Here is a 23,301-nt window from a genome sequence, read left to right as displayed (position 1 = left end):
GTGCTTTTTTTCCTATGGTTTGGCCACGCTGTAAAATTTGACGTCGTCCAAGTAAACCTCGACCGGCTCGGTGGTGGAGACAAGGACGATCAATCGCGCTTGACGGACCTGCTTCCCGCTGATGATTTGCGGAATTTCTCCATCCAGTCGCGCTTCCAGCCACTCCGATTCCGCATCCGCAAGAGATGTAACCGGGGAGCGCACCGTACTGAAGTTGATCCATTCGCCCTGGTCGTCCAGAAGATCGAACCCCCATTGGATACTGCCGGCTGTGTTGCCGCCCTGCGGAATGTGGTAACGGAAGCTCAAGCTTACCAGTCCGGGCTCCACGGCGATTACCTGACTCGGTCCGCCCCATCCTTTTCCGTACACCTGCATGCTTACTGAACCGGTAAAGGCCGTTCCTTCCGCCCGCCGAATGGAGCGGGACGACGTGGAACGCGACAGCAGCTCCCACGGCGGCGCCACCTCATCGCCGTCCTCGAAGGACGGATTCTGCACTACAGACGGATGGGACAATGCCTGAAGCATAAGCGAGGCGTACTGTCTCCCCTCCGGTGAAGGATGTGTCGAGGCAAGCTCTGCCGCCCGAAGCCGTACCGGACCGCCAGCAGCTTCCCGATCCCTCATGTAATCGACGAGCGCCCAAAATTCCGGCGCGTTCCAACCGGACCAGACGAGCTGGTTGAATCTTCGCGCATCCATAAGCTGCAGAAGGGCGGGATTCGATTTGTAATCGTCCAGCAGCGTGAATCGCTTCCCGGCCAGCTCGATCCGCTGCCCGAACAGATCGACCGAATGCTCCAGAAGGGCAAGCGCCGAAGCCGTATCGGCCGGCCGTCCTTCGATCCGAGGATAGCTCAGAGCGGATGCTTCGTAATACTCGAACGCGCGAAGGAGAAGATTGGCCCTTGCCTTTTGCGGCCCCGTTTCCGCCGCGTCGACAGCTGCTTCCAGCCATTCGCGGCTAAGCGACAGGTCTTCCTCGGTTACCGCGTTCAAATAACCGGGATCGGCGAAGTTTTGATAAATCGTGCCGGGCAAAAACCATGGCTCGAGAATGGCCCGTTCCGTCCAAAACAGCTCCCAATGCTCGTAGTATTGCTGCAGATACGTCGCAGCGGTCACTCCAACCGCCCGCGTATACCATTCCTGCAGCAGCGCGTCGACGTCTTGTTCGGGATCCCAGAGCAGCTTGGACGCCACCCATGCTTTCGGCCCCTCTCCCCAGTTCGGGTACAACTCGGCGTAGTACGAGTCGATCCCCTTATCCTGCGCATGCCGCAGCGTTTCCGCCATCTGGTGCGGGTATATCCGCGGCACAAGATATGGACTGCCGTAAATGTAATCGTAGTAGCCGATTTGGCTGGCAACTTGCAGCCAGCTTTGTTCATCCGCGTAGCCCAATGTCTCGGCTTCCGGGTCAGCCCAAGCCATTCGGTCCTTGGTAAGGAAAGGAATGACATGCGAGTTTAGCGGAAATGACGGCGGCCGGATCACCGACTGATAGGCGAGAAGACCGAACCATTTGTCCGGGTAGACGGTTAGTACGCGCTCCACAACCTGATTGACCCAATCGTAGTAGACCGGAAGCGGATTACTTTCGCAGTAACCATTGCCGTCGTTGATGCCGAGCGAATACGACATCGCGTCCGGATTAGCCTGAAAATAGGCCAATATTTCTTCGACGGCCGCATCCACCGTATCCGGATTCGAGAAGCACGGCTGCCATCCGGAGATTGAACTCGCTGCAGGCGGCTGCCCATTTGGATAAAATTCCGGGTGCGTCGCTCCGAACTTGGATACGGAAAACAGGTTGTACATATTGTGATGAAAGCTGACCGGGGCATTATAGAACCCTTGCAGCCGGTTTCGCTGCGCCCATACATTGAGCTGCTGGTTCGCATCCGCCTTGTTGTCAGGCTTCCCGTGCAGCGGACTAAACACCCGGAATCCGAAGGCCGGTTGTTCTCGCACGATTTCCCTTTCCGCAGACAAGTCGCTAAGCTCAGGCACATCCTCGCCGTCAGGTCCGGGCATCAGCCAGCGAATGCCGGCATACCGTTCCAGAAAGTCGTACACGCCGTTCGTCGTCCCCCAGATGGTGGATCCGGCTATCGTGATTGTTTGGCCTTCCGGGTAGATGACGAACCCGTCTCCGTGTAGGTTGGAGAGCAGCGTATCGAGTGCCGGCGTTTTCCCGTATACGCTTTCCGTCGTGCCGATGCGAATGACAACCTGTTCCGGCGCGCCACCCCCGCCAGCGCTGTATACCTGCTCCGTCACGATCGGCAGCAGCGCTCCCGTCGATTTTTGCACATAGTCGACCAGCGTTTCAGCGGGTCCCTTCCTAAGCGGAGTTTGCGGCTCGAAGCCTGGGTTGGCCAGCGGCACGTTGTTTCCGGAGCCCGATCGCAGCTTGATATCGTCGAAATAAACGCTTGCCTGCGGTATGCCAGTATAAAGCCCTGCAGCAGCATAAGCGGCCTGTGCGGGCGCCGTACCCGTAACGGATGCCTCGGTCCAGAATGCGCCGGTGCCCGGCACCCGGAGCCAAGGCTGGTTGCCGATGCGCACCTTGTTTTGGTCGTAAAAGCGGATAAAGATTTGCGGGTCGTCGCCTGACGCGCGATACACCATTGCAGAGACGGTGTAGGTTTCGCCTCCGCTGATCGCAGCCAGATCGCTCAGCACCCCGTAGGCTGTGCTATCGACATCGTTGAAGTGCAGGCTGTAATTGCCCGTATGGCTGATCGCATCCGTAACAGCAATGTTTCCTTTTCCGTACGCTTGCGTCCACCCGGGAATAACGCCCTGTACCGGACTTGTGGCCGGTGCCTCGGGATAAACCGTATCGTCGACCACCACGACCGCATTCGCCTGTCCGGCTTGCACGATCTCCAGCGCTGTTGTTAGGTTCGCCGGCGGGGAGTCCGCAGTCTTACGCTCCTCCATATTCGAAAACGTTCCAACTTGGTTCATACGCCTATCCTTTCCTGCCATGTAGGAGGACTCGCCTTCCGCAGGACGGCTGCTCCCATAAACAGTATCGCTTGCCGTGAAATGACCGAACGGAAATCCCATTGCGAGTACAGTCCATATAAGCAGCTTAGCCCACATTCGGCGAGTATTCCGGTTGCCAACATTCATGCGGACTCCCCCTCCCCATTGCCGGTTATTGGTTTTTCAATTCCGCGATCTTTTTGTCCGCCCGCTCCTCCGCTTCCCGAAGCGCCGAATTCGTATCCTTCAGGCCACCGACGACATCGTTGAACGCAGTGATCAGCTCAGCCCTTGCCGCGATGTAGTACTTGTCCTTCACGTTCATTTCGCCGTAGTTGAGCGGAACGAGCGCCTTGGCGTTTTTTCCTTTCAGCTCCGGAATTCCGCTTCCCAACGTATCAATATAGTCGACTTTTTGCAGCGGCGGTGTAAATCCGTTTTTTACGAGTTCCCGCTGGATGTCGTCCGAGGCCAACTGGGTAATCGCCGCAAACGCTTCCTCCCGGTATTTGCTGCCGTTAGCGATCAAATAATAACGCGTGCTGGGCTGCGGCCCTTCCTTCGGCGCGTTTTTAAAGACAGGATACGGGGAGATGTCCCAGTTCAAATCCCATTTTTCGCTGGCTGCCCGAACGCCGGCATCGTTGATGCCGAGAAGGATCGCCGCCCGCTTTTCCTTCAGGAATAAATCTCTGGACTTGCTCAGGCTCGTTAATAGCGCCGGGTCGGAAACATTCGGAAGCATGGTGAAAAGCGGCACGGTCCGGTCGAATTTTTGTTTCCAGTACTCGTTGTTCAAGGTCGCCTTCACGTTTTTCGTATCCACATATTGAGGCGCCCGCTCGTTCATATCGAGCATAGCGATAATATCTGCCGCGAAGCCGTAATATTGCACGCCGCCGTCGGTCCGGGTCAGCTTTTTGGCCGTGTCCAATATTTGTTCCCACGTCATCTTGTCGTTCAAGTAGGGCACGCCGAACTTGTCGAACAAGTCCTTATTGTAGTAAAGCGTATACGAGCTCACTCGTCCGGGTAGACCGAGCACCCTGCCGCCGGCTAACTGCTTCATCATATCGATCGTAACCGGGATAAACCGGCCCAGGTCGTAGTTATGCTTCTTGACCAGATCGGAAATATCCGAATCGAGCCCCACGTCGATGACCTGCTGCAGGTCGGGAGACGAAATGATAATATCAATCGGCGTTTTTGCCGAAACGACATCCCGTAACGTCGTCCCCGTCCCCGGCAACATATAGTTGAACTTGAAATTCGGATACTTCTTCTGGATGTACTGCCCCTCCGAGCTCATGAATCCTTCGTAGTTGCCGCCCAGAAGCGAATATACGGTCAGCTCGACCGCTTTATTCGGATCAACCGCCTCCGCCGTTTTTCCGGCATCGCCGGGCCGGACCGGCTCTCCTGCCGCTCCCCCATCGCCTCCTTCTTTGCCGCAAGCGGCCAACAGCAACAATGCCGACATCGCCGTAATACCCAGCCATTTTCTTTTCGTCCCGCTCATCTCGGACTTTCCCCTCTCAACTGCTTATTTGTAGGAACAGGTGGTTACGAAGCGGAAATGATAACGTTTTCACCTGCTTACAGCTTCCATTATATCGAGCCGCATTTTTCTCCAACAAGAAACCCTCATGACTTTGGACTGCATTTTCGTTACTTGTGACGCGGCGGCGCCTTACTGGACCGATTAAGCCAAGGAAGGTCATAAGAATACCGTTTCGGGCCAAAAGTTATGAAAGTACTATAGGCAGAATGCAGGTCATAACGTTCCTATATCCGGTATTCGTTAGCGATTAAGCCGCGAGGAAGCGGTCGAATCGGAGCAAACCGGGCAGGCGTTCGGAGTCCTCATCTGGCGAAGCCACTTCCTCACCGCAGCACCGCAAAAATGTGCTAAAATGATTAGAAAACTTCTGCTGGATCGGCTTCCGTCTTCTTCCGGCATTACAGAGGAGGCATACTTGTGGGAAGCTCCCGCGCAGCCATGATCGTATTGACCTCGACCGGATTGCACATGCGTATCGAACCGATTGCGCCACATACATTTCACATTCGGATCAATCGGACGGGCTGTTTCGAAGCCCCCTCTCCGCTTGTCCGCCTTGGAGTAGTCGCTCCCTCATCTGCACCGGTTTGCTGGGAAATGAAAATGCGCGAGGAAGACATGGACTTGAGTACGGAATCGGCCTCGCTCCGAGTGGACCGCCGTTCCGGAGAGCTGTCGCTGTACGGCGCAGCCGGCACGCTGCTCACCCGGCAAAATCGCCCGCCTCGCTCCGGGTACGAGACGCAGGCAGATCCCGGAGATGCTCCTGCCGGAGCCTCCGACGACGGCTTCGACATGCAGTTTGCACTTGCCGCGGAAGAACGCATATACGGGCTGGGCGACCAACTCGATACACCGCTGATGAAACGGGGCTGCAAAATCGCGATTAGTTTTCGCAACGGCAAGGAGGTACACGCCCCTGTTCCTCTGCTTCTGTCGAGCGAAAGGTGGGGGCTGCTGATGGATACCGACCGCCGGCACGAATTCGATGTCGGCTGCTCCTCGCCGGACGTGGTGCGGATTCGCGGAAATCGCGGGGAGCTGGCGTTTTACCTGTTCGCAGGCGGCGGCCTTGCCGAGCTGCTGCGAAAGTACACGGAGCTGACCGGACCAGCGGCGCTGCTCCCCGTCTGGGCTTACGGACTTTCTTTCAACTGCAACCAACAGGCGACGGCGCGGGACATGCTTGAGGACGCGATGAAATTTCGGCGTGAAGGCATACCATGCGATATGATCGGCCTGGAACCAGCCTGGATGGACCGGTCGTTCGATTATGACGGGCCTATCAATTGGAATCCCGACCGTTTCTATATTCCGCAGTGGCTGCCAAAAGGGGCTCACACGTTTATGGGCGCTTTGCGCGCGGCCGGGTTCAAACTAACCCTCGGACTGTATTTGCGCGACGATAGCGATGCGGGGAAGCAGCTCCATCTGCCGGAGAATTGGTACGAGTATTTGAAGCCGTTTGTCGCGCAAGGAGTGCTGGGCTTTAACCTGTGCACCCCTATACCGATCAGGGAGATGGCGAACGCTCCAGTTGCTGCGGACGACCGTTCCGAGGATGCGGAAAGCTTACCGCATTCGACCGCAGTCAGCCGTTCCATCCGGGAGGGCTTCGCCGCTCAGACCGGACTGCGGCCGATGATTTACACGCCTGTCGGATATACCGGCATTCAGAAATATGCCGCCGTCTGGTCGGGCGGAAGGTCAAGGTCACACTTGTCCGTGCTCGGGCTCGGGCTCTCCGGTATTCCGCACATGGCCGTCGATATGGAGCTGCACACCGCCGCCGGTATCCACTGCGGCTTTTTCCAGCCTTGGTCGAAGGTCAACAGCTGGGCGTATTGGCGGCATCCCCTGCTGCTCGACCAGGAGCTGCTGCTTCTGTTCAAAACATACGCCAGGCTCCGCTACCAGCTGCTGCCGTACATCTATTCCGCGGCCCACGTCGCTGCGCGTACCGGACTACCGATCGCCAGGGCGATGCCGCTCGTCTTTCCCGACGATCCGCGCGCCGTCGTACAGCAAAATCAATACATGTTCGGGGACGCCTTCCTGGTCGCGGCGTTCACGGATCAGGTGTATTTGCCGACCGGGGATTGGTACGACTATTGGACCGGTGAGAAGTTCACCGGCCCTGCCGATATTTCGTACCGCGTCCCCAAACATGCCGGCGGCCCGCTCTTCGTCCGCGCCGGCGCGATCGTGCCGATGTGGCCGGACATGGAGTATGCAGGGCAGCGGCCGGCCGAGCGGCTTGAGCTGCACGTCTACCCGGGCGGCTCGGGCGAGTTTACGCTGTATGAGGACGACGGGGTCACGTTCGGTTACGCGCACGGAGAATTAGCTGTGACAAGCATCGCCTGCCGGGAAGAGCGGCGTGTCATCGGCGTCGAGCTCGGGCCCTGCGTTGGCCGCTATCCCGACATGCCGGAGAGCCGGATATGGGAAGTTGTCGTTCATGCGCTCGACAAGCCGGCGGCCATCAAGGTGGACGGCAAGCAATGGCGCGAGACCAGCGGCTCCTTCAAGAAACCGTCTCCGGCCTCCTGGTCCTACGACAGAAAAGCCGGCACCCTTCGGCTGCTTGTCCCTGATAGTGCCGAACGGCCGGATTCGATCCGACTCGAAATGTCCCTCTCCCGCGGCCGCGAAGTTCAGCGCACGTCCGAACAACAACGGCCGCCAGCCAGATCAAACGCCGGCCAGCGCACGGCGGATGAACTGGAGAAAGAAATCGAAGTCGCGCTAGAAACGGGAAATACGGCCAAAATGTTGTCCGCGCTTGAGCGCTGGTGGTCCGTTCGGATGGCGGAAGCCGGCTCGGCCGAAGGCGTGCGCGAGCATTGGCTCGCCATGAACAGCTTGTTCGTCAGGGGCGCCGAACGGAAAGGACGGACGCTTCACGAGATCGCCGGAGGCGACCCTCATCTCCGCTCCCGGCTTCAACCGACCGGCAGCGCCGAGGACGCCTACAACTCGCTTGCGCAACTCGCGGCTCGCATCATCGAATACGGCAAGGAGCAAGGCGATACCTATGGCATCATCCGTCAGGCGACGGACATCATTATGAGCGAAATCGACCGCGAGCTGTCGCTGCATGCGATCGCCGAACGGCTCCACCTCAATTCCTCCTACTTGAGCCGCAAATTCAAGCAGGAACTCGGCCTTTCTTTCTCCGATTACGTGCTGGAAAAAAAGATGAGGCGGGCCAAAGAGCTTCTGCTGGCAGGCTCGACCGTCGCCGCCGCCGCGGATCAAACCGGCTTCAAGGACGCCAGCTACTTCAATCGTGTGTTCCGTAAATATTGGGGCGTTACCCCAGGCGAAATGAAGTCTTGAAACAGAAATAGCTGCCGGACGGTACTTTGATTACCTTCGGATAACTTAAACCTTGATTGGACACATTCGTACAACAAGGTCATGAGAGTACCCTTACATGTCATCAGACTTGACTTACGCCGAGCCGTCTCCCAAGCTACCATAAATGTAGAAGACATCACTAACCAACTTGGGGGAATCAAGTATGATGCGTGAAAGAAAAGCCGACATCGTCATTATAGGCGGAAGCTTAGGCGGCTGTGCCGCCGCACTTGCCGCTGCGAGGCAAGGAAAAACGGTCGTTATGACGGAAGAAACGGAATGGATCGGAGGACAGCTGACCAGTCAGGCTGTCCCTCCCGACGAGCACAGCTGGATCGAAACGTTCGGAAGCACGGCCAGCTATCGCCAATTTCGCCGTGGGGTGCGCAGCTATTACCAGCAGAACGTTCCGCTCACTCCCGCGGCGGCGGCGATTCCCCATCTGAATCCGGGAAATGCCAAAGTGAGCCGGATCAGCCACGACCCGCGAGTCGCCCTCGCCGTTTTGCTGGAGATGCTGGCCCCATATACGCTTGCCGGCCGGGTGGTCGTTATGACCCGCTGCCGTCCCGAATCGGCCGAAACGGACGGCGATCGCATCCGTTCGGTAACGGTGCGTCACATACAGACGGGCACCCTGACGGTATTGTCCGCGCCTTATTTTCTCGACGCGACCGACTGCGGGGATTTGCTGCCGTTAACCGGTACGGAGTATATCACCGGATCAGAGTCGCAAGCCGAGACGAACGAACGGCACGCCTTGGAAGGACCTGCCGATCCGCAGGATATGCAGGCCATTACGCATTGCTTCGTCGTCGACTATCTCGAAGGGGAGTCGCACACGATCGACAAGCCGAACGATTATGCGTTCTGGCGTTCGTTCCGTCCCGATTTCTGGCCCGATCATTTGCTCAGCCTGTCGGGGGTCCGGCCGTCCACCTTGGAGCCGGTGCGCTACGATCTGTTTCCGGGCACGCAGGGACAGTCGTTCTGGGAAGGCTTCTCCCTCGTCTCCTACCGGCGTCTGGCGGACAAAACCAACTTCGCCGACGGCACGTTTCCCGGAGACGTTACGGTCGTCAACTGGCCGCAAAACGATTACTTTCTCGGCTCGATCATCGATGTCGACGAAGTGGAAAAAGCCCGCAATCTTCAGCGGGCCAAAGAACTCAGCTTGTCGCTGCTCTACTGGCTGCAGACGGAGGCTCCTCGCCCGGATGGCGGCTGCGGCTACCCCGGATTCCGTTTGCGCGGGGATGTATTCGGCACCGAGGACGGGCTGGCGCCGTTCCCGTACATCCGCGAGTCGCGCCGGATCCAAGCGGAGTTTACGGTGCTGGAGCAGCACATCAACCCGCTGGATCGGCCGGACGGGCGCGCAGAGACATTCGCCGATTCCGTCGGGATCGGACATTACAGCATAGACCTTCATCCGAGCACAGGGAACCGCCATTATATCCACTTGACCGCATTGCCTTTCCAAATCCCGCTCGGAAGCCTGATTCCGGTCCGGATGAACAATATGCTGCCGGCTTGTAAAAATATCGGAACAACGCACATAACGAACGGCTGCTACCGCTTGCATCCGGTGGAATGGAACATCGGCGAGGCGGCCGGAGCCCTGGCCGCTTTCTGCCTGGATCGCGGCGAAACGCCGCGTGCCGTCCGGAACAACGCCGCGCTGCTTGAGGAGTTTCAGAACGTCCTGAGGTCGCATGGAGCGGAGCTTGCCTGGCCGGAGCATGTCGTATCCCGCTGATTGTTCAGGGCTGCCCTCGTGAAGACAAGCGTGAAACCTAGAGCGATGCCGCGGTTTGCCGTCCCCTCTCTGCCCGGCTTCTGAATCGGTGAGCAAACACACAGAGCTCCTCATCCAGAAATGGACGAGGAGCCGCTTTGTTCTCACTTCTTTACCCTACTGGAATTTCTCCCTGTTACTCGTTTCCGCCAGCCGGCTTCTTCCGATACACTCTTACATAATCGACGTCCATGCTTTTGCCGTCCAGCGCATCGGTAATCGGTCCCGCCCCGCTGAGCAGAGCCGTAGACAGGATCGGATAGACCGGCAGGTTCGCGTTGGCCACGGGCCGGCGGCCGATTTCGTTCCCGTCCAAGTAATAGATGAGCTCCTGCTCGTTCCATTCCAGTCCGTACGTATGGAAGTCCGCACTGAGGTCATCCTCGGACTTGTACAGGATTTGATTTTGCTTTCTGACGCCGTCGATATACGTATGCAGGTTCATGTTGATTCGATTGGGGTAATGGCCTTCGTTGATGTCGATCTCGAACAAGCCTCGCGCGGCTCCGGGGTCTGCGCCGTCAATCATCCACCACGACTGGTTCAGCCCGGTGCCTGCGGCGTATCGGTATTTCGCCTCCCAGTACCCGTAGGTCTGCTCGAACACCGTATTTTTCACCCATACGGATGCCGTGGTCCAATCCGCTCCTCCGCGCTGCTCCTTCTTGGTCACAAGTTTAAGCAGTCCGTCTTCGACAACGACATTCTCCTTCCACCGGCTGGATAAAATATGTCCGGGGAAACCGTTCTGCGGTTTCCATACGTCCCAATCCAGATCGGTTCCGTAAAATTCATCCTGAAAGGAAAGCTCCCAGCCGCTGCCGGTTGGAGGACCGGCCCATTCGATCGTTTGCAGATAATGCTTCAAAATAACCGTCATCTGGGCGCGCGTCACCGTTCCTGCCGGCTCATAGGCGCCATTCGTAGAGCCTTCCATGATGCCCAGGCCTACTATGCGCTCCACCGCATTCCGCGCCCAAGGCTGAATGGAACTCAGATCGGTATAGCCGCTGTACGGATTATGCATCGATGCCAGCCAGTCGAGATTTTTACCCTTGAACGTTACGGCGTGATCCAGCAGCAGAGCCATCTCTTCCCGGGTTATATTGGCGGCCGGCTGAAGATTCCCGCCTGTAATCGGAAGCTGCTGAAGCAATCCCGCTGCTTGTGCGGCCCCTACCGCATCTGCAAGTGCGCTGCCGGCGGGAACATCGGGATAGGCGTTTCCGGCCGCATTCACTTCGAGTCCCATCGCCCGAACGAGTACGGTAATAAACTCTCCCCGGCTTATCGTCTTGCCCGGCTCGAATAGTGTTTCTGTAGTACCTTGAACGTAGCCTTTATTCGATAAGTAGACGATATCTTTTCTCGCTTCCTGATTGGCAATATCTTCGAACTTGGTGGGAGGATTGGTTACTCTACTATTCGTAATAGTATCCGAGTTCACATACAAGGTCTGCGTAACGGCCGGATTGCCGGCAGCGCCGCTTAGAACCTCGAACCGAACTGCACTAGCGCGCGTACTCCCGGTCTTTGTCAGCTTGGTTAGCTTCACGAACTCTTCCTGCGGATTTCCCGAGAACGGATACGTTCCAAGCTCATACCATCCCGTGCTTCCCTGAGTAAAGTCGACATAAACCGTATCGACGACGTTGCCGTGATGAACATCGAACCTCACGTTTGGATCATTGTTTTCATTCAAATGCAGCTTGTAGATGGAAATCCGCACATTGCCCGCTTGGTCCAGATGCGGATTATAGGTGGCGGTCGCGCCTTGCTCGGTTGTCCAGACCGTCTCGGGACTTTTTAGAATCGGGCCTTTGACGGCCGAGCTCCAAGACCAATTCCCGCTCACATCGAATTCGGGAACCGGATCGACATCGATCACATCCGGATTCGTCGGCGGATCGGGATCCTCAGGGACGGGTACATGAGAAAGCCGAATGTCGTCGAGTGCAACCTGTCTCATGGCCATGAGCCGCAAGCGGGGATTAACCGGGTTGTTGTATACCGGCGCTGCCGTGTCAAACACTCCCGTCTGTTTAACAAGAGTGAGCGCACTACGGTCTGTCCCCCAGTAGATATTATTTTTCATCGTTGCCAGATTGGACTCGATCCTCAAATAGTACCAAGTATCGGGCGATAAACCGCTTACCAGCTTCAGTCCGGCCGTTGCCAAATCGGCCCCGCCTCCCCAGCGGAGCGAATCCGGATACAGCGACAACCACCACAGCTTCTTGCGCGTTGGCGATTGCGTGTCGTCCAGCACGAACTTGATCGTTTCCGCATTGGCAGCCGTCTGGGCATCCGCCGTCTTCACTCTTGCTTCGAATACGAGTGTGCCGTCATTTTGCACGGTCGGTTCGGTGGAGATCACATTCCCTGCCTGCGCGCGCATATGCGGCGTGCTATTCCCCGCATCCGAGGCGATAATGGCCGTACTGTTTGCCAGGCTCAGCTGCCATAATGTCGAACTGCCCCCGTAAACGGTTTCATCGGATAAAAAGGTTTTTCCGGAGATAAGCCCGATCGTCGCATGATCAAAGGTTTGATCGATGTAGCCTTCCTCCGAATGGGCAGGCTGCACAGGCATAGCGGCAAAGCTTGCAGCCAGCAATACAACCGAACAGACGACCTTTAACCTATTCGTCATCGCAGTTTTTGTTTTCAAGGTTTGGCCTCCTTCATAAGGGTCCTTAAAAGGCGGAAGGCACGAACATGGCGACCCATCCATCCGCCGGTCCCATTGTCACGGCAAGAGAACGTTCCGCACTGCCCAATCTCCGCTCCACACGTTCGAAAGTCCGAGGCTCGGGACTGGACAATAGAATAACATCATACGTTCCCGGGCTGAGAAAGCTTAAATCGAGCATTTCGATCGTTCTCGTCTCTTCCGTCCCGTTCAAAACGCCCACAAACCAGCATAGTCCGCTTCGTCGTGCGAACACGGCTAACTCCGCTATCGTACTCGGAGCGAGCACCCTGGTTTCATCCCAAACGGGCGGGATCGCCTTCAACACGTCAAGCGCCAGGATCACCCGTTCATCCTCAAGCAGAATGGCCGGATTTTCCGCGATCACTTGCAGCGGGGATGTGAAGACGATCGCCGTAGCGAGCTGATGCGCGTAAGTCGTGGGACCGGGATTCGAATACCCAACCGGCGTATAATCGCCATGTCCGGCAACGAACCGGGTAAACGGCAGCGCCGCATTGTGAAATGCCGGAATCGGCCCTTCCTTCATCTTGTTCAGCTCGAGTCCGCGAATGCCTTCACGCGTGATTTCGTTCGGATACGTGCGCGCTTCGCCGGTTGGTTTCGAGATGCCGTGGAAATTGATCATCAGCTTCCGTTCGGCCGCCAGCCGCAGCGCGTTCGTTTCAAAGTCGATCGCCGCTTTCGCTTCGTTGTCGATAAAATCGATTTTGAGGCCGACCGCTCCGGCTTCCCGGACAGCGTCAAAAAAATCGCTCATTTGCTTAAAGCCGCCGGCCGGGTCGTCGATTTCCTTGGAACGCTTCCACACGAACACCCCGATACCCCGGGAAGCCGCGTAACGAGCCAGCTCCCGCAGCTCGTTCCACGAGTCGGGCCAAAGCTCCCAGCCTTCATCGACGGTTGTATATTCGAAGCCGAGCCTTACCGCATAATCGACATAGTCGCGTTCTTCCTGCGGCGTTCCCGTACCCTGGCTCCACCATCGCCAAACGGAACGGCCCGGCTTAATGTACGACCGGTCGGCAAATAACCCGGGAAGCGGAGGAGGGTTCAAGCTCTCGATCAAATCGCTGTTCACAAGACCGTTCAGATCCGAAGCGACCATAGTAACGCGCCATGGCGTAACGATACGCCCCGCAACGGGAAAGCCGGCCGCCCCCTCTGAAAAATTCGCCTGCATCGTCCGATTCCCTACGGCTTCGAGCCGCATACCGCTATAATCGTACAAGGCGGCTTCCATAATTGCCGCATAGCCGTACGGATAAGGAAACTCCAGCACTAAAGGGGTCCCTTGAACCGGCCCCTGACTCGAAATGTCAGAAAGGCTCTCCGGAGCGGTGTGGATCCACTCGCCTGCATAGCTTTTCAGCTTCCAGCCGGAGTTCCGTTCGAAAAACCATACTTTGCTCCCTGTCGGAATCGTCCAGCTCGATCGTTCGCCTCCCACGGTCCGCACTCCATCCCCCGGTACGATATACCGGTAGGCGAAGCCGTCATCGTACGCTCTTGCTTGTACGAAGTACCGTTGTCCAGTGGGCTGATGGGCGACCTCGAGAGTTAAGACGACACAGCGGTTGATTGCCGTCTCATGGCAGCCCCTCGTCCGATACGTCTCATCGATCGTCTCCTTCTTCGTCGGTCCGATTCTGACGCCTTCCCCCAAATCCGTCCCGTCTACGATAATGCCCATCTCGGACGGCTCGATCATCGTCCTCCCGGCATTCGCGACTGCAAAGCGCAGCCTGCCCGCACTATCGACTCCGATTGTTGCCGTCAACTGGCCGCCGGGGCTTTCCAGTTCGACCGACGTTCCCGTAGTTGTTTCCAACCTCATCCCGGTTCTCCCCTTTCCTCTCGCATGAATCAATCGGGCGACGGCTGCCATCCCTTACAGAACCTTTCCGTTAGGAACATTGCAGCCCTCGCCCGACTGCGCGGTTAACCGCTTACTTATCGTTAAAGAAAGTTTAAGTTCAGTAAAGCGTTAAAGCGAAACGAAATACGACTTTTTTTACCAAGAATAAACTTCCGCTGGTTATGGGGTCCCCGCAAAGTAATCGGAATGTGCTTCGTAGCTCTTCTTCACTTTGTGGGGTTCAGTCGCGGTCGCTCATCTTTGGAATACGTCGATAGACGTTTTTCTTATTTACCCTCTTGTTCGGCTACCTTCTTGGCAATCTTTTCTTCCGATTCCCGGATGATCGTATTGATGTCTTTCGCATTGCCGTACAGCTGCAGCGAGCCTGCATTCAGCTCGCTATCCGCTATCGCGTCATATTTTTTCGGGTTGCTGTGATACGGGACGGGGCGGTTTTTGAAGATCGCCTGCACATTTTTTCCTTTTAATACGTCCGATTCTTGGCCGAAGCTATCCCGCACCTCCTTCTTCACTAATGGGGTTACGATCGTACCCTTCTTGGAGGAAGCAAGCTGCGCGTCATCCGACAACGCGGTGGAGATGACCTGGAACGCTTCCTTCTGATGCTTGCTGTTCGGTGTGACGAACAAATAATAAGCATCGGCTTCGCCGTACACGCCGGGTTTGTCCGGGAATGTCGGATACGTGACCAAATCCCAGTCCAGCCCGCCCTTAACCGCGTCTGCCATCCGATGAAATAAGCCAATGTATGGATACATCGCAATCGTTTTATCATACAAAAACGCGTTGAGCTCGTCGCCGTTCTTCTTATCGTTCGTGTTGTTAGGAATCGAAACGATCGACTGAAACACTTCGTACGCGCGCTTCCATTGATCCGTATTGATGCTGACCTTGCCTGTAGCCGGATCGAAACGATTCAAAGAAAGCGGAGAAGCGATTTTGACCAGATGGCTTGCGGCGAGTCCGCGGTACAACACGCCTCCGTCGTTTCTCGACACTCTTTTGCCAAGCTCGATCGTATCGCCCCATGTCATGCCGTCCGTCGGATATTTGACCGCGAAACGGTCAAAGAGCGATTTATTGTAATACAAAGCGTTATAATTCATACCGTAGGGCAAAGCGTAAATTTCGCCCTTTTTGCCGAAGCCTTTAATCGTTTGCACGATGATCGGATCGAGCCGGTTCATATCGAACCCTTGCAGACGGATTAGCTCGTTCAAATCCAGAGCCACGCCGAGATCCAGCATTTGCTGAAAGCCCTCTGTACCCGTGAGCAGCATATCGGGCACATCTCCCGCCGCTATCAACGATTTAATATTAACCGTATTGGACGCTGTAATGATATTGAGCTTCAAGTGCGGATATTTGGCCGCAAGCGGCTTATAAAAAATTTGGTTCAAGTCATCGTCGGTAATTTTCCAGTCCGTCAACATATTGATCGTAACCGGCTCCGGCGGCGCCTCCTGCTTCCCTGCTCCAGTCTGCGTCTTCAATCCGCCCGTGCCCGCACTGTTCGAGCTGCATGCAGCCGTCGTTCCGATCATAAGCGCCAGCGCGACAGTTGGCCATACTTTTTGGTAACGCATATCCAGTCCCCCTATTAAGTTAAAATCTTAATTCGTAAACGTTTTCAATCGGGAAAATTCCGCTGGTCCCGCTCGAGCTTATTGTGCCCGCACACCTCCTCTCACACAGGGCGGCAGTGTTAACCATTGCAGCCTCCCAGTCGTTATATCTGTTATTTCTTCGATATACATATCATAAATGAAGTGTTATTATCTGAACATATACATTATTAGCTGTCGAGTTATCCAAAATTTCCACAACGTGCGGAGGCGATCGGGATGAATGGAGCGCTGCTGTCCAGCTTGATGCCGGTAGTGAAACATACCGTTTATTGGGAAAAAAAGGACGTTTTTTTGCTTTATGAGGACATTTATAAAATCTGGGTAATGTTTGTCGTCGAATCGGGCTCGTTTTATTATGAAATCGGGGAGTCGAAGGGTACTGCGACGTTCGGCGATATTGTCATTTGCCCGCCGGATACCGTTTTCCGCAGGGTGATCGTGACGCCGCTTACGTTTTATTATGTCGAACTGGTATGGGAGGGGCCGGGTGCGGAGAAGGTTATTCCTGCGGGAAGTATCAGCATAAGCAACACGTCGCGTCTTGCGCAAAATTACGCGGTGATGAAAAAGTGGAAAGCTTGGCCGATTTCGATGAAATCGCGCAAGTACAAACATTATCTCCAGGACCTGTGGCAGCTTTACTGCGATGAGCTTGGGGAAGGAAGCCTTAGCGGCGAATCGGAAGAAGATCGGCAGCCTGAGCCGCTGATGCAACAAGCGCATCTCATGATCCAGCAGCACGCTTTCCGGGCGCTCAACCTGAAGGATATCGCCGAAGTGCTCGACATCAGTCCAGTGCAGCTTACCAAAAAGTTCACCGCCTCCTTCGGCGTGACGCCACTTCGTTATTTGACCTCCCTTCGTCTGGGAAAAGCAAAAAGGCTGCTGGTCGAAACCGATATGACGATCGAGCACATAGCCGAAAACTGCGGCTACCAGAACGGATTTTATTTGCATCGGATGTTCGTCAAGTACGAGCATACGACGCCGTCGCATTACCGGAAAAGCCACCGCATCTGAAGTTTCTAACCATGTTGGCTAATAACAAAAAAAGCCAAGCCTGCATTCGTATACAGACCTGGCGATTCTTTGATTTTGTTTCAAACGTACCGAAAGATCCTTATTTGCCAAGCGTGCTAATTTTCTGGTTTGCCGATTCCTCCGCTTCACGCAAAGCAGTATTGATGTCGCTCTTGCCGGCCACTACGTTATAGAAGGCCGTGTTCAAAGCGCCGGTTGCGGCGGAATAAAGCGGGTCAACCGGAAGGCTTTCACCATATGTTCTCGGCACCAGCCCTTTAGCATTTCTACCTTTCAAATATTGCGTATCCTTTCCTATCACATCCAGGAAGGAACGATTCTTGATGACAGGTACTGCCCCGCTAATCCGGGCCGCATCCAGTTGGGCGCTCTCCTCTAGCAATGCGGCAATGGCCAGAAATGCGATTTCCCGATTCGGACTCGTCTTGGATATAAAATAGCCATACGGGCTCGAATTCGGACCTGCATTCGGCATGTCGCTGAAGCTGGGGAATGTGGCAATATCCCATCTCATGCCATCCCCATTTTGGTGGAGGATGTTGTAAATGGTGTTGTTGCCGACCTGGATCGCGATATTGCGATCCTTGTAAAATTGAATGTATGATTTTCCGTAGTTGGCCAGGTCGTTGTTCGCGGCTTGATTCCCCGAGATCGTAGCCATCGGCACGATGCGCTCCATCATTTTCTTCCAATAGTCCGTATTAAGCGTGGCTTTTCTTGTCTGTGTATTTACTAAGCTGGGCAGCTTCTCGTTTACATACAGCATGTTGGATATATTGAGTCCGAGCCCGTAATAAGGGGTGCCGCCGTCGGAACGAGTCAATTTTTTGGCGGTTTCGAAAATTTGCTCCCATGTCATATTGTCGGTTAAATAAGGAACGCCGAATTTATCGAACAGATCTTTGTTATAGTAAAGCGCAGTCGAATTTAGTTTGACGGGAAGGCCCGATAAAACCCCGTTGCCCGCAAATGTGTACGCATTAAGTGCGTTCGGTTCGACTTTGCTCAAATCCACTTTGTGTTTCTTGACGAGGTCGGATAAATCATCCATTAGGCCGACATCCCGAAGCTTCGAGACACCGGATTGCGTATCACCGAAAAAGTCGACATTCGTTTTTGTGGCAATAATATCGGCCAGCGTAGTGCCCTTTTTGTTTTGAATAAATTTAAACGTAACATTCGGGTATTTCTTCTGTATACTAGCCCCGTTTCCTTCGCGAAAATTTTGTTCTATATCGTCGTCGTACATATAGTAAAACGTCAGTTCCACTTTCTCCTTCGTCCAATCTTTCGTTGCAGCCGCTTCCGGCTGTTTCGCATCCGGAGTTTTGTCTGCGGAGGTCGGCGCAGCATTGCCTCCGCTGCATGAGGCGACGAGTAAGGCGATTACTGGCAGCACAGCCGCCGCTGACCCCGCTGAACGTTTGCTAGCACGAAATCTTCTGTTTACTTTCATACACATCTCCCTTTTCTCCTTTTGTGTCATCTGCGTACACAACCAATGGAACAGGCGATGCTCTTGTTGAAAGCGTTCTCAATTACTTTTAGCATAGTGGTTTCCTATTAAAAAATCTTTGGATTTTGCGACAATAAATTTGCACGATTGTCATATAGATACGCGGATAATTAATGAGGTTAATTATTATCCTTGCATGCCAAAGAACCCTCCTATGGGTTAAGGAGGGTTTCCCCTGTTAGCTGGTTGAACTACCGCTCCAAACTAACAAGCGTAAATTATTGAATTACATCCGCCGCCGGCAATGGAATATAGACGGCTTTAATTTCACGATTTCCATCGATTAATGCTTTTGCAATTCTGTGTCCCCCATCGATTAATTGTCCATCGGAACATAAGAGTATGGGGTACTACATGTTTGCGTTCATAATTCGCTGACAATGAAACGCAACATTGCGTATAGTTGGAATGGGTCTGCTCCCGCTATCTTTAAACCAACAATCCTGGTCAAGCTCCTTTATGGAATCAATCTTGATTGTATGAACGGGTAGGTTCTTAGATTATTCCCACAGTTTTTCTACGTCCCAGAAATGCCGCTTCCCATCCATGATCCTTCCGTGTTTATGCTTCATTCGAGATAATATTTCTTCCACATGAATCACCTCGGCTTTTCAATACTCAACGAAGCAGTTATACCCCCAGCCAAATCCCGCCGTCCCACAAAATCGTTTTATTCAATGTCGAATCCAAGTACTGATATCCCGCATCGTTTGCGCCGAGAACCGGACGTTCCGCCGTCGTCCCCCATCCGCAGCCGAACGCGCGCCATTTGCCGGGCGTTCCGTCCTCCACGCATAACCAGTGGGATATATGCTTCGTTCGGGTAGCCGCGATGTTCTGGATCTTGTCGCCCGAGCGGAACATACCGTCGCTTGCCGACGGTATTCCGTTTCCAGCATAGTGAGTACGCTGATGGTGCCAAGGCCGGTATGCGGCATTCGTGCCTTCCTGAATATTGCCTTCAAATACGGCGAGTCCGTCGGCGCCGGTTATAATGATCTGATAATTGACATTGTTTCGGCATATGTTGTCCCGCACGATCGTATTTTTATAATTGGGAAATCCCGTACCCGTGCTTGAAATGTTGATGCCGACTCCCTGCATGTTGGAATTCGGGTAACCCGGGTCGTTCCCGCATATGTTCTCGGAGACGATCATGTATCCGGTGCCGAGCGAGATAATGCCGGCGCTGTTCGAGACGCTCGCGGCCTGCCCGTTGTTGATGCACATGTTGCCGCTGATCCGGATACATTTGTTTTTATGCTCCGCGTCGCCGCCTGACGCATCCAGCGACTTCGGATTGTTAACGAATATGCCGCGGCCGTAACAGGAGAATACGAAATTATCGACGACATTGGCATGCTTCACCTTGAGCAGCGCAATGCCCGCATTGCCGACTCCCCCTCTCCCCTCCCGGTTGTTCTGATTGCACTCGTGAATTATGTTTCCGCTGACGTTGTAAAAGGCGGCGTGCGGAGCTAACGGATCCTCGGAGCCGGACGATATTTTGATCCCCTCATACCGCGTACGATAAATCTGATTGTTCGCCACGATGACACGGCTAGAATTGTACGAGCCGTCCGGCGCGACTCCCTTCAGATCGAAGCCGATATACGCGGTCGTATCGACCATATTATTCGTGATCGTCAAATCTTTGCCGCTCCAATACGTGTCTATGGCGTCCCGCGTCTGATCGTCGGGCCAGCTCGGGACTCCGATATTGATAAACTGGTTGCTGTCGATCAGGCAGAAGCCGTCGTTCTCTCGGAGCCGAAGCCCGTCGAACAGCGAATCGCGGATCACATTGCCGGTGATCGTCAAATTGCTCACACTGTATAAATAAAGCGGCCGGGCATATCCCTGAAACATGTTGTTGGCAATGATCACTCCTTCCGCCTGCTGCGCGTACGCGCCGCCGCCCGGCAAGGAACTGTCTATCGCCCCTGCAATGGCGCTGTAAATCGGGGAACGAAATGTACAGCCGTGAATGCGGATATTTCGCGCTCCATCGCCAAGCTTTACGTCGGTGTTAGGCTGGCCGCTGGTTTGCATTCCTTGAAAGGTCAACCCTGCGATAACGGTTCCGTCCCCTTTGATATGAAAGGCGCATTCTGCCGTAGAAAGCTTCTTGATCTTCCCGCCGCCGGAGATGCTCTTGCCGGCCAAATCGACATTGCCGATCAGGAATGTTCCGCCTTCGGGCACGACCACATGACTCGCCGCAGTCAAAGCAAGACGGAACGCATTCGAATCGTCCGTCGTTCCGTTGCCTGTCGCCCCCCACCACTACGGGTAGACGGCTTCCTCGCGAAGCAGCCCCTGAACGGTCCCGGCTCCTTCGAAGATGTGCGTCAAAGATGCGTCGACGCAGCCTTCGATCGTGACGACAATGCCTGCATCCGGCGCCAGCCTAGCGCCATTCGCGAACACTAGCGTAATCTTCGCCGGAAAGGTAAGATTCGAGCCGATCCGGTAATGGCCGGGCGGGAAGAGCAAATCCCCGCCGTCAGACAAGTCGGCGATCGCGTCGGTAAGCGACGAAGAGTCGTCTGTTATCCCATCGCCTGTCGCACCGTAATCCTTCGCATCGGTAACGGCCAGTGCAGCCATAAGGCGCGGGTCGCCGTGTCCTCGTTTGCCGTAAACCGAATCGGACACCCCTTTTCCGGTAAGTGCCTCAGCCCCATGGAAGACACCGGCAGTAACGACCGCCGTTCCGGCAAGACCGATGGAAGTGAGCAGTCTTCTCCTGCTCATCTGTTTTTCCAAGCTCCCGCCCGTTCGATGTCCGGCTTCTCCCTCATGCTCGCTCCCATTTTGCCCATTATGTCCGTCTATCCTCGTCTCCGTCATCCCATTCACCCTTCCATTATCAATCGATATGGTTTTATTACTCCTTAGGGTATGTCAGCTCTTTGTCCAAAACGTCCGGCTGTCTGGTTGGTCATGAGGAAATCGATTGCTGTCAGTTGAAAAGAAACGGCCGGCATCATGCCGAACAAGTTTCCAATACGTCCGGTTACTGCTTGTCGTTCAAACGGGTCGATTGACGAATGGTCAATTCCGTATACATCGTTTCCTGGACCCACCGTTCACCTTCCTTCGGCTTCGCAATACCTGTCAAAATATCCAGCGCCTTGCACGCGAGCAGCGGGATCGAAGGACCGACGGTTGTTAGCGGAATCTCATACATTTCGAATTCGGGAACGTCGTCGTACACGAGCAGCGAAACGTCTTCCGGCACGCGTAGGCCCAACTTGCGAAACAGCCGGAACGTACAAAACAAAGCTTGCTGCGAATCCGCTACAACAGCCGTTCGCCGATTCGACCCGCTGCAAACGCCGGTTAGCTTGCTCTCGAACTCGGGATCTTTAAAATGAATGACCGCCTGCGAATCGTAATCGAGCTTGAAAGCCGCCATTCCTTCGGTATACCCGTGCAGCTTATCGGTTACTCCGCCCACGAAAGCGATTTTGCTGTGCCCCAATTCGGCCAAATGGCGCACGCCGTCCCGCAGCGCTTGCCTTCTGTCGATCCCGAGACAATGGCTCGATTCCACAGCTTCGCTGCCCAGCCATAACATTTCCCCGCGATACCTTCCCAGCTCCCGGTAAAACTCGCCCGACGGCTGCGTATACGTCCATAGGATGACGTGGTCGACAAGCAGCTGATTAAACGTATGCAGCGCCTCTGCCGGATCGGCAGTAGACAAAATGACATGGTATCCTCTTTTCGCCCCCTCCTTCTGAATTTGTACGCCAAGGTTATAAAAAAAGAGACCGTTCACAGCAGGCCAAAGCAGGCCGATGCAGTTCGTTTTCTGCTGTGCCAATCTTTTGGCGGCTACATTTGGCGAATAGTTCATCTGTTCGGCAATGGCTAAAATGCGCTGCCTCATCTTCTCGCTGACGCCGGGGTTGTTATTCAATGCTCGGGAGACGGTAACGTATGTCACTCCAGCCGCTGTGGCGATATCTTTGATGGTGACCATCTTTTCATACCCCTTTTGTAATCGCTGTCACAGATGATTATAGTACACGTTTAAGTTCGGTACAATATGCAATTTTTTATTTGTTTTAAAACATTTATGTTATCTAATTGTAATATCTGTATAAACGTTTAAGTTACGGTCGGTTTATCGCCCCGTTAACGCCAAAACGGCTGCCCGGCGGCAGTCGTTTTGGTTTAAACTATCGTTTTCTGATCTAACAAACCTTCAACCGCTCAGCCCAGATCTTCCTGCAGCCCATCAACGGCCCGCGCCAAGCGCTCAGCCGTATTCGCATCCAGCTCGAATCCGCCGTCTTCCAGACGCTTGACGGATTGATCGACCGCATAAACGCCCTGCTGGAAGCGGCGGCCGCCAAGCGCGGACAATACCGGCTTAAGCGCGTAATCGATCACGAGCAGATGAGCCGGCGTACCGCCGATGAACAGCGGCAGCAGTTGCTTGCCGTCCAGCCCCTTCTCCGGGATCAGATCGAGGAACGTCTTGAGAATGCCGCTGAAGGAGGCTTTGTATACCGGACTGGCCACGATTACCGCATCCGATGCCGCCACATGCGCCAGCGCCTCCTTGATCCTTTCGCTGTTAAAATTCCCTAGTAAGAGGTCCGATGCCGGCAGGTCGGTGACCTGTATCACTGTTACCTCATGCTGCGCCTCGCGCAGTTGGCGCTCGGCAGCGGATATTAGACCATATAGCCGCGACTGGCGGCTCGGACTGCCGGATATAATCGTAATAATTGCCACGGACACACTCGCCTCTCTGTATAGGATATCCTGGCCGGTGCTTA

The 23,301-nt window shown here is 54.8% G+C and carries 13 protein-coding genes; 3 read left to right on the top strand and 10 right to left on the bottom strand.

What is annotated here, in order from left to right; genetic code table 11:
- Positions 1-12: 12 nt before the first annotated feature.
- Together D7M11_RS04465 and D7M11_RS04460 are read right to left on the bottom strand one after the other, a co-directional pair.
- Entirely contained in the window at positions 13-2,982 is a 2,970-nt protein-coding gene (locus D7M11_RS04465) for a DUF4838 domain-containing protein (protein WP_158606427.1), read from the bottom strand.
- A 193-nt stretch (positions 2,983-3,175) separates the two neighbouring features.
- A complete protein-coding gene (locus D7M11_RS04460) occupies positions 3,176-4,522 on the bottom strand; it encodes an ABC transporter substrate-binding protein (protein WP_120745961.1) in 1,347 nt (448 codons plus the stop codon).
- A gap of 459 nt (positions 4,523-4,981) precedes the next feature.
- Here D7M11_RS04460 and D7M11_RS04455 point away from each other — a divergent pair, with 459 nt between their 5' ends.
- Both D7M11_RS04455 and D7M11_RS04450 read left to right on the top strand, forming a co-directional pair.
- Positions 4,982-7,906: a helix-turn-helix domain-containing protein gene (locus D7M11_RS04455; RefSeq protein ID WP_120745960.1), complete on the top strand. Its 2,925-nt coding sequence runs from the start codon at positions 4,982-4,984 to the stop codon at positions 7,904-7,906.
- Between the two features lie 184 nt (positions 7,907-8,090).
- Positions 8,091-9,686, top strand: coding sequence for an FAD-dependent oxidoreductase (locus tag D7M11_RS04450; protein WP_120745959.1), 1,596 nt, complete (start codon positions 8,091-8,093; stop codon positions 9,684-9,686).
- A 175-nt stretch (positions 9,687-9,861) separates the two neighbouring features.
- On the opposite strand, the gene D7M11_RS04445 is transcribed toward D7M11_RS04450, so the two are convergent.
- The 3 genes from D7M11_RS04445 to D7M11_RS04435 form a co-directional block, all read right to left on the bottom strand.
- A complete protein-coding gene (locus tag D7M11_RS04445; protein ID WP_158606426.1) occupies positions 9,862-12,396 on the bottom strand; it encodes an S-layer homology domain-containing protein in 2,535 nt (844 codons plus the stop codon).
- A gap of 25 nt (positions 12,397-12,421) precedes the next feature.
- Positions 12,422-14,275, bottom strand: a complete 1,854-nt coding sequence (locus D7M11_RS04440) for a glycoside hydrolase family 97 protein (RefSeq protein WP_158606425.1) — start codon at positions 14,273-14,275, stop codon at positions 12,422-12,424.
- A 308-nt stretch (positions 14,276-14,583) separates the two neighbouring features.
- On the bottom strand, positions 14,584-15,906 hold the full coding sequence (locus D7M11_RS04435; protein WP_120745956.1) for an ABC transporter substrate-binding protein: 1,323 nt from the start codon (positions 15,904-15,906) through the stop codon (positions 14,584-14,586).
- 258 nt (positions 15,907-16,164) lie between these two features.
- Here D7M11_RS04435 and D7M11_RS04430 point away from each other — a divergent pair, with 258 nt between their 5' ends.
- Positions 16,165-16,968, top strand: a complete 804-nt coding sequence (locus D7M11_RS04430; RefSeq protein WP_120745955.1) for a helix-turn-helix domain-containing protein — start codon at positions 16,165-16,167, stop codon at positions 16,966-16,968.
- A 100-nt stretch (positions 16,969-17,068) separates the two neighbouring features.
- Here the strand turns inward: D7M11_RS04430 and D7M11_RS04425 are convergent, their stop codons facing one another.
- The 5 genes from D7M11_RS04425 to ssuE all read right to left on the bottom strand — a co-directional run bounded on the left by D7M11_RS04425 (position 17,069) and on the right by ssuE (position 23,257).
- Positions 17,069-18,445 carry an ABC transporter substrate-binding protein gene (locus tag D7M11_RS04425; protein ID WP_158606424.1) on the bottom strand — a complete coding sequence of 459 codons (1,377 nt, stop codon included), beginning with the start codon at positions 18,443-18,445 and terminating at the stop codon, positions 17,069-17,071.
- A 690-nt stretch (positions 18,446-19,135) separates the two neighbouring features.
- Positions 19,136-20,734 (bottom strand): right-handed parallel beta-helix repeat-containing protein, encoded by a 1,599-nt coding sequence (locus D7M11_RS04420; RefSeq protein ID WP_193556105.1) that lies wholly within the window; start codon positions 20,732-20,734, stop codon positions 19,136-19,138.
- Between the two features lie 57 nt (positions 20,735-20,791).
- Positions 20,792-21,358: a glycosyl hydrolase family 28-related protein gene (locus tag D7M11_RS04415; RefSeq protein ID WP_120745952.1), complete on the bottom strand. Its 567-nt coding sequence runs from the start codon at positions 21,356-21,358 to the stop codon at positions 20,792-20,794.
- A 166-nt stretch (positions 21,359-21,524) separates the two neighbouring features.
- Positions 21,525-22,496 (bottom strand): LacI family DNA-binding transcriptional regulator, encoded by a 972-nt coding sequence (locus D7M11_RS04410; RefSeq protein WP_120745951.1) that lies wholly within the window; start codon positions 22,494-22,496, stop codon positions 21,525-21,527.
- Between the two features lie 233 nt (positions 22,497-22,729).
- Complete coding sequence (ssuE, locus tag D7M11_RS04405) at positions 22,730-23,257, bottom strand: NADPH-dependent FMN reductase (protein WP_120745950.1); 528 nt, start codon at positions 23,255-23,257, stop codon at positions 22,730-22,732.
- Positions 23,258-23,301 lie beyond the last annotated feature (44 nt).

Origin of the sequence: Paenibacillus ginsengarvi, from assembly GCF_003626695.1 — a bacterium.
Classification (GTDB): Bacteria; Bacillota; Bacilli; order Paenibacillales; family NBRC-103111; genus Paenibacillus_AB; species Paenibacillus_AB ginsengarvi.
Note: the sequence above shows the minus strand (reverse complement) of the source record. Positions and strands in the feature narration are given on the sequence as shown.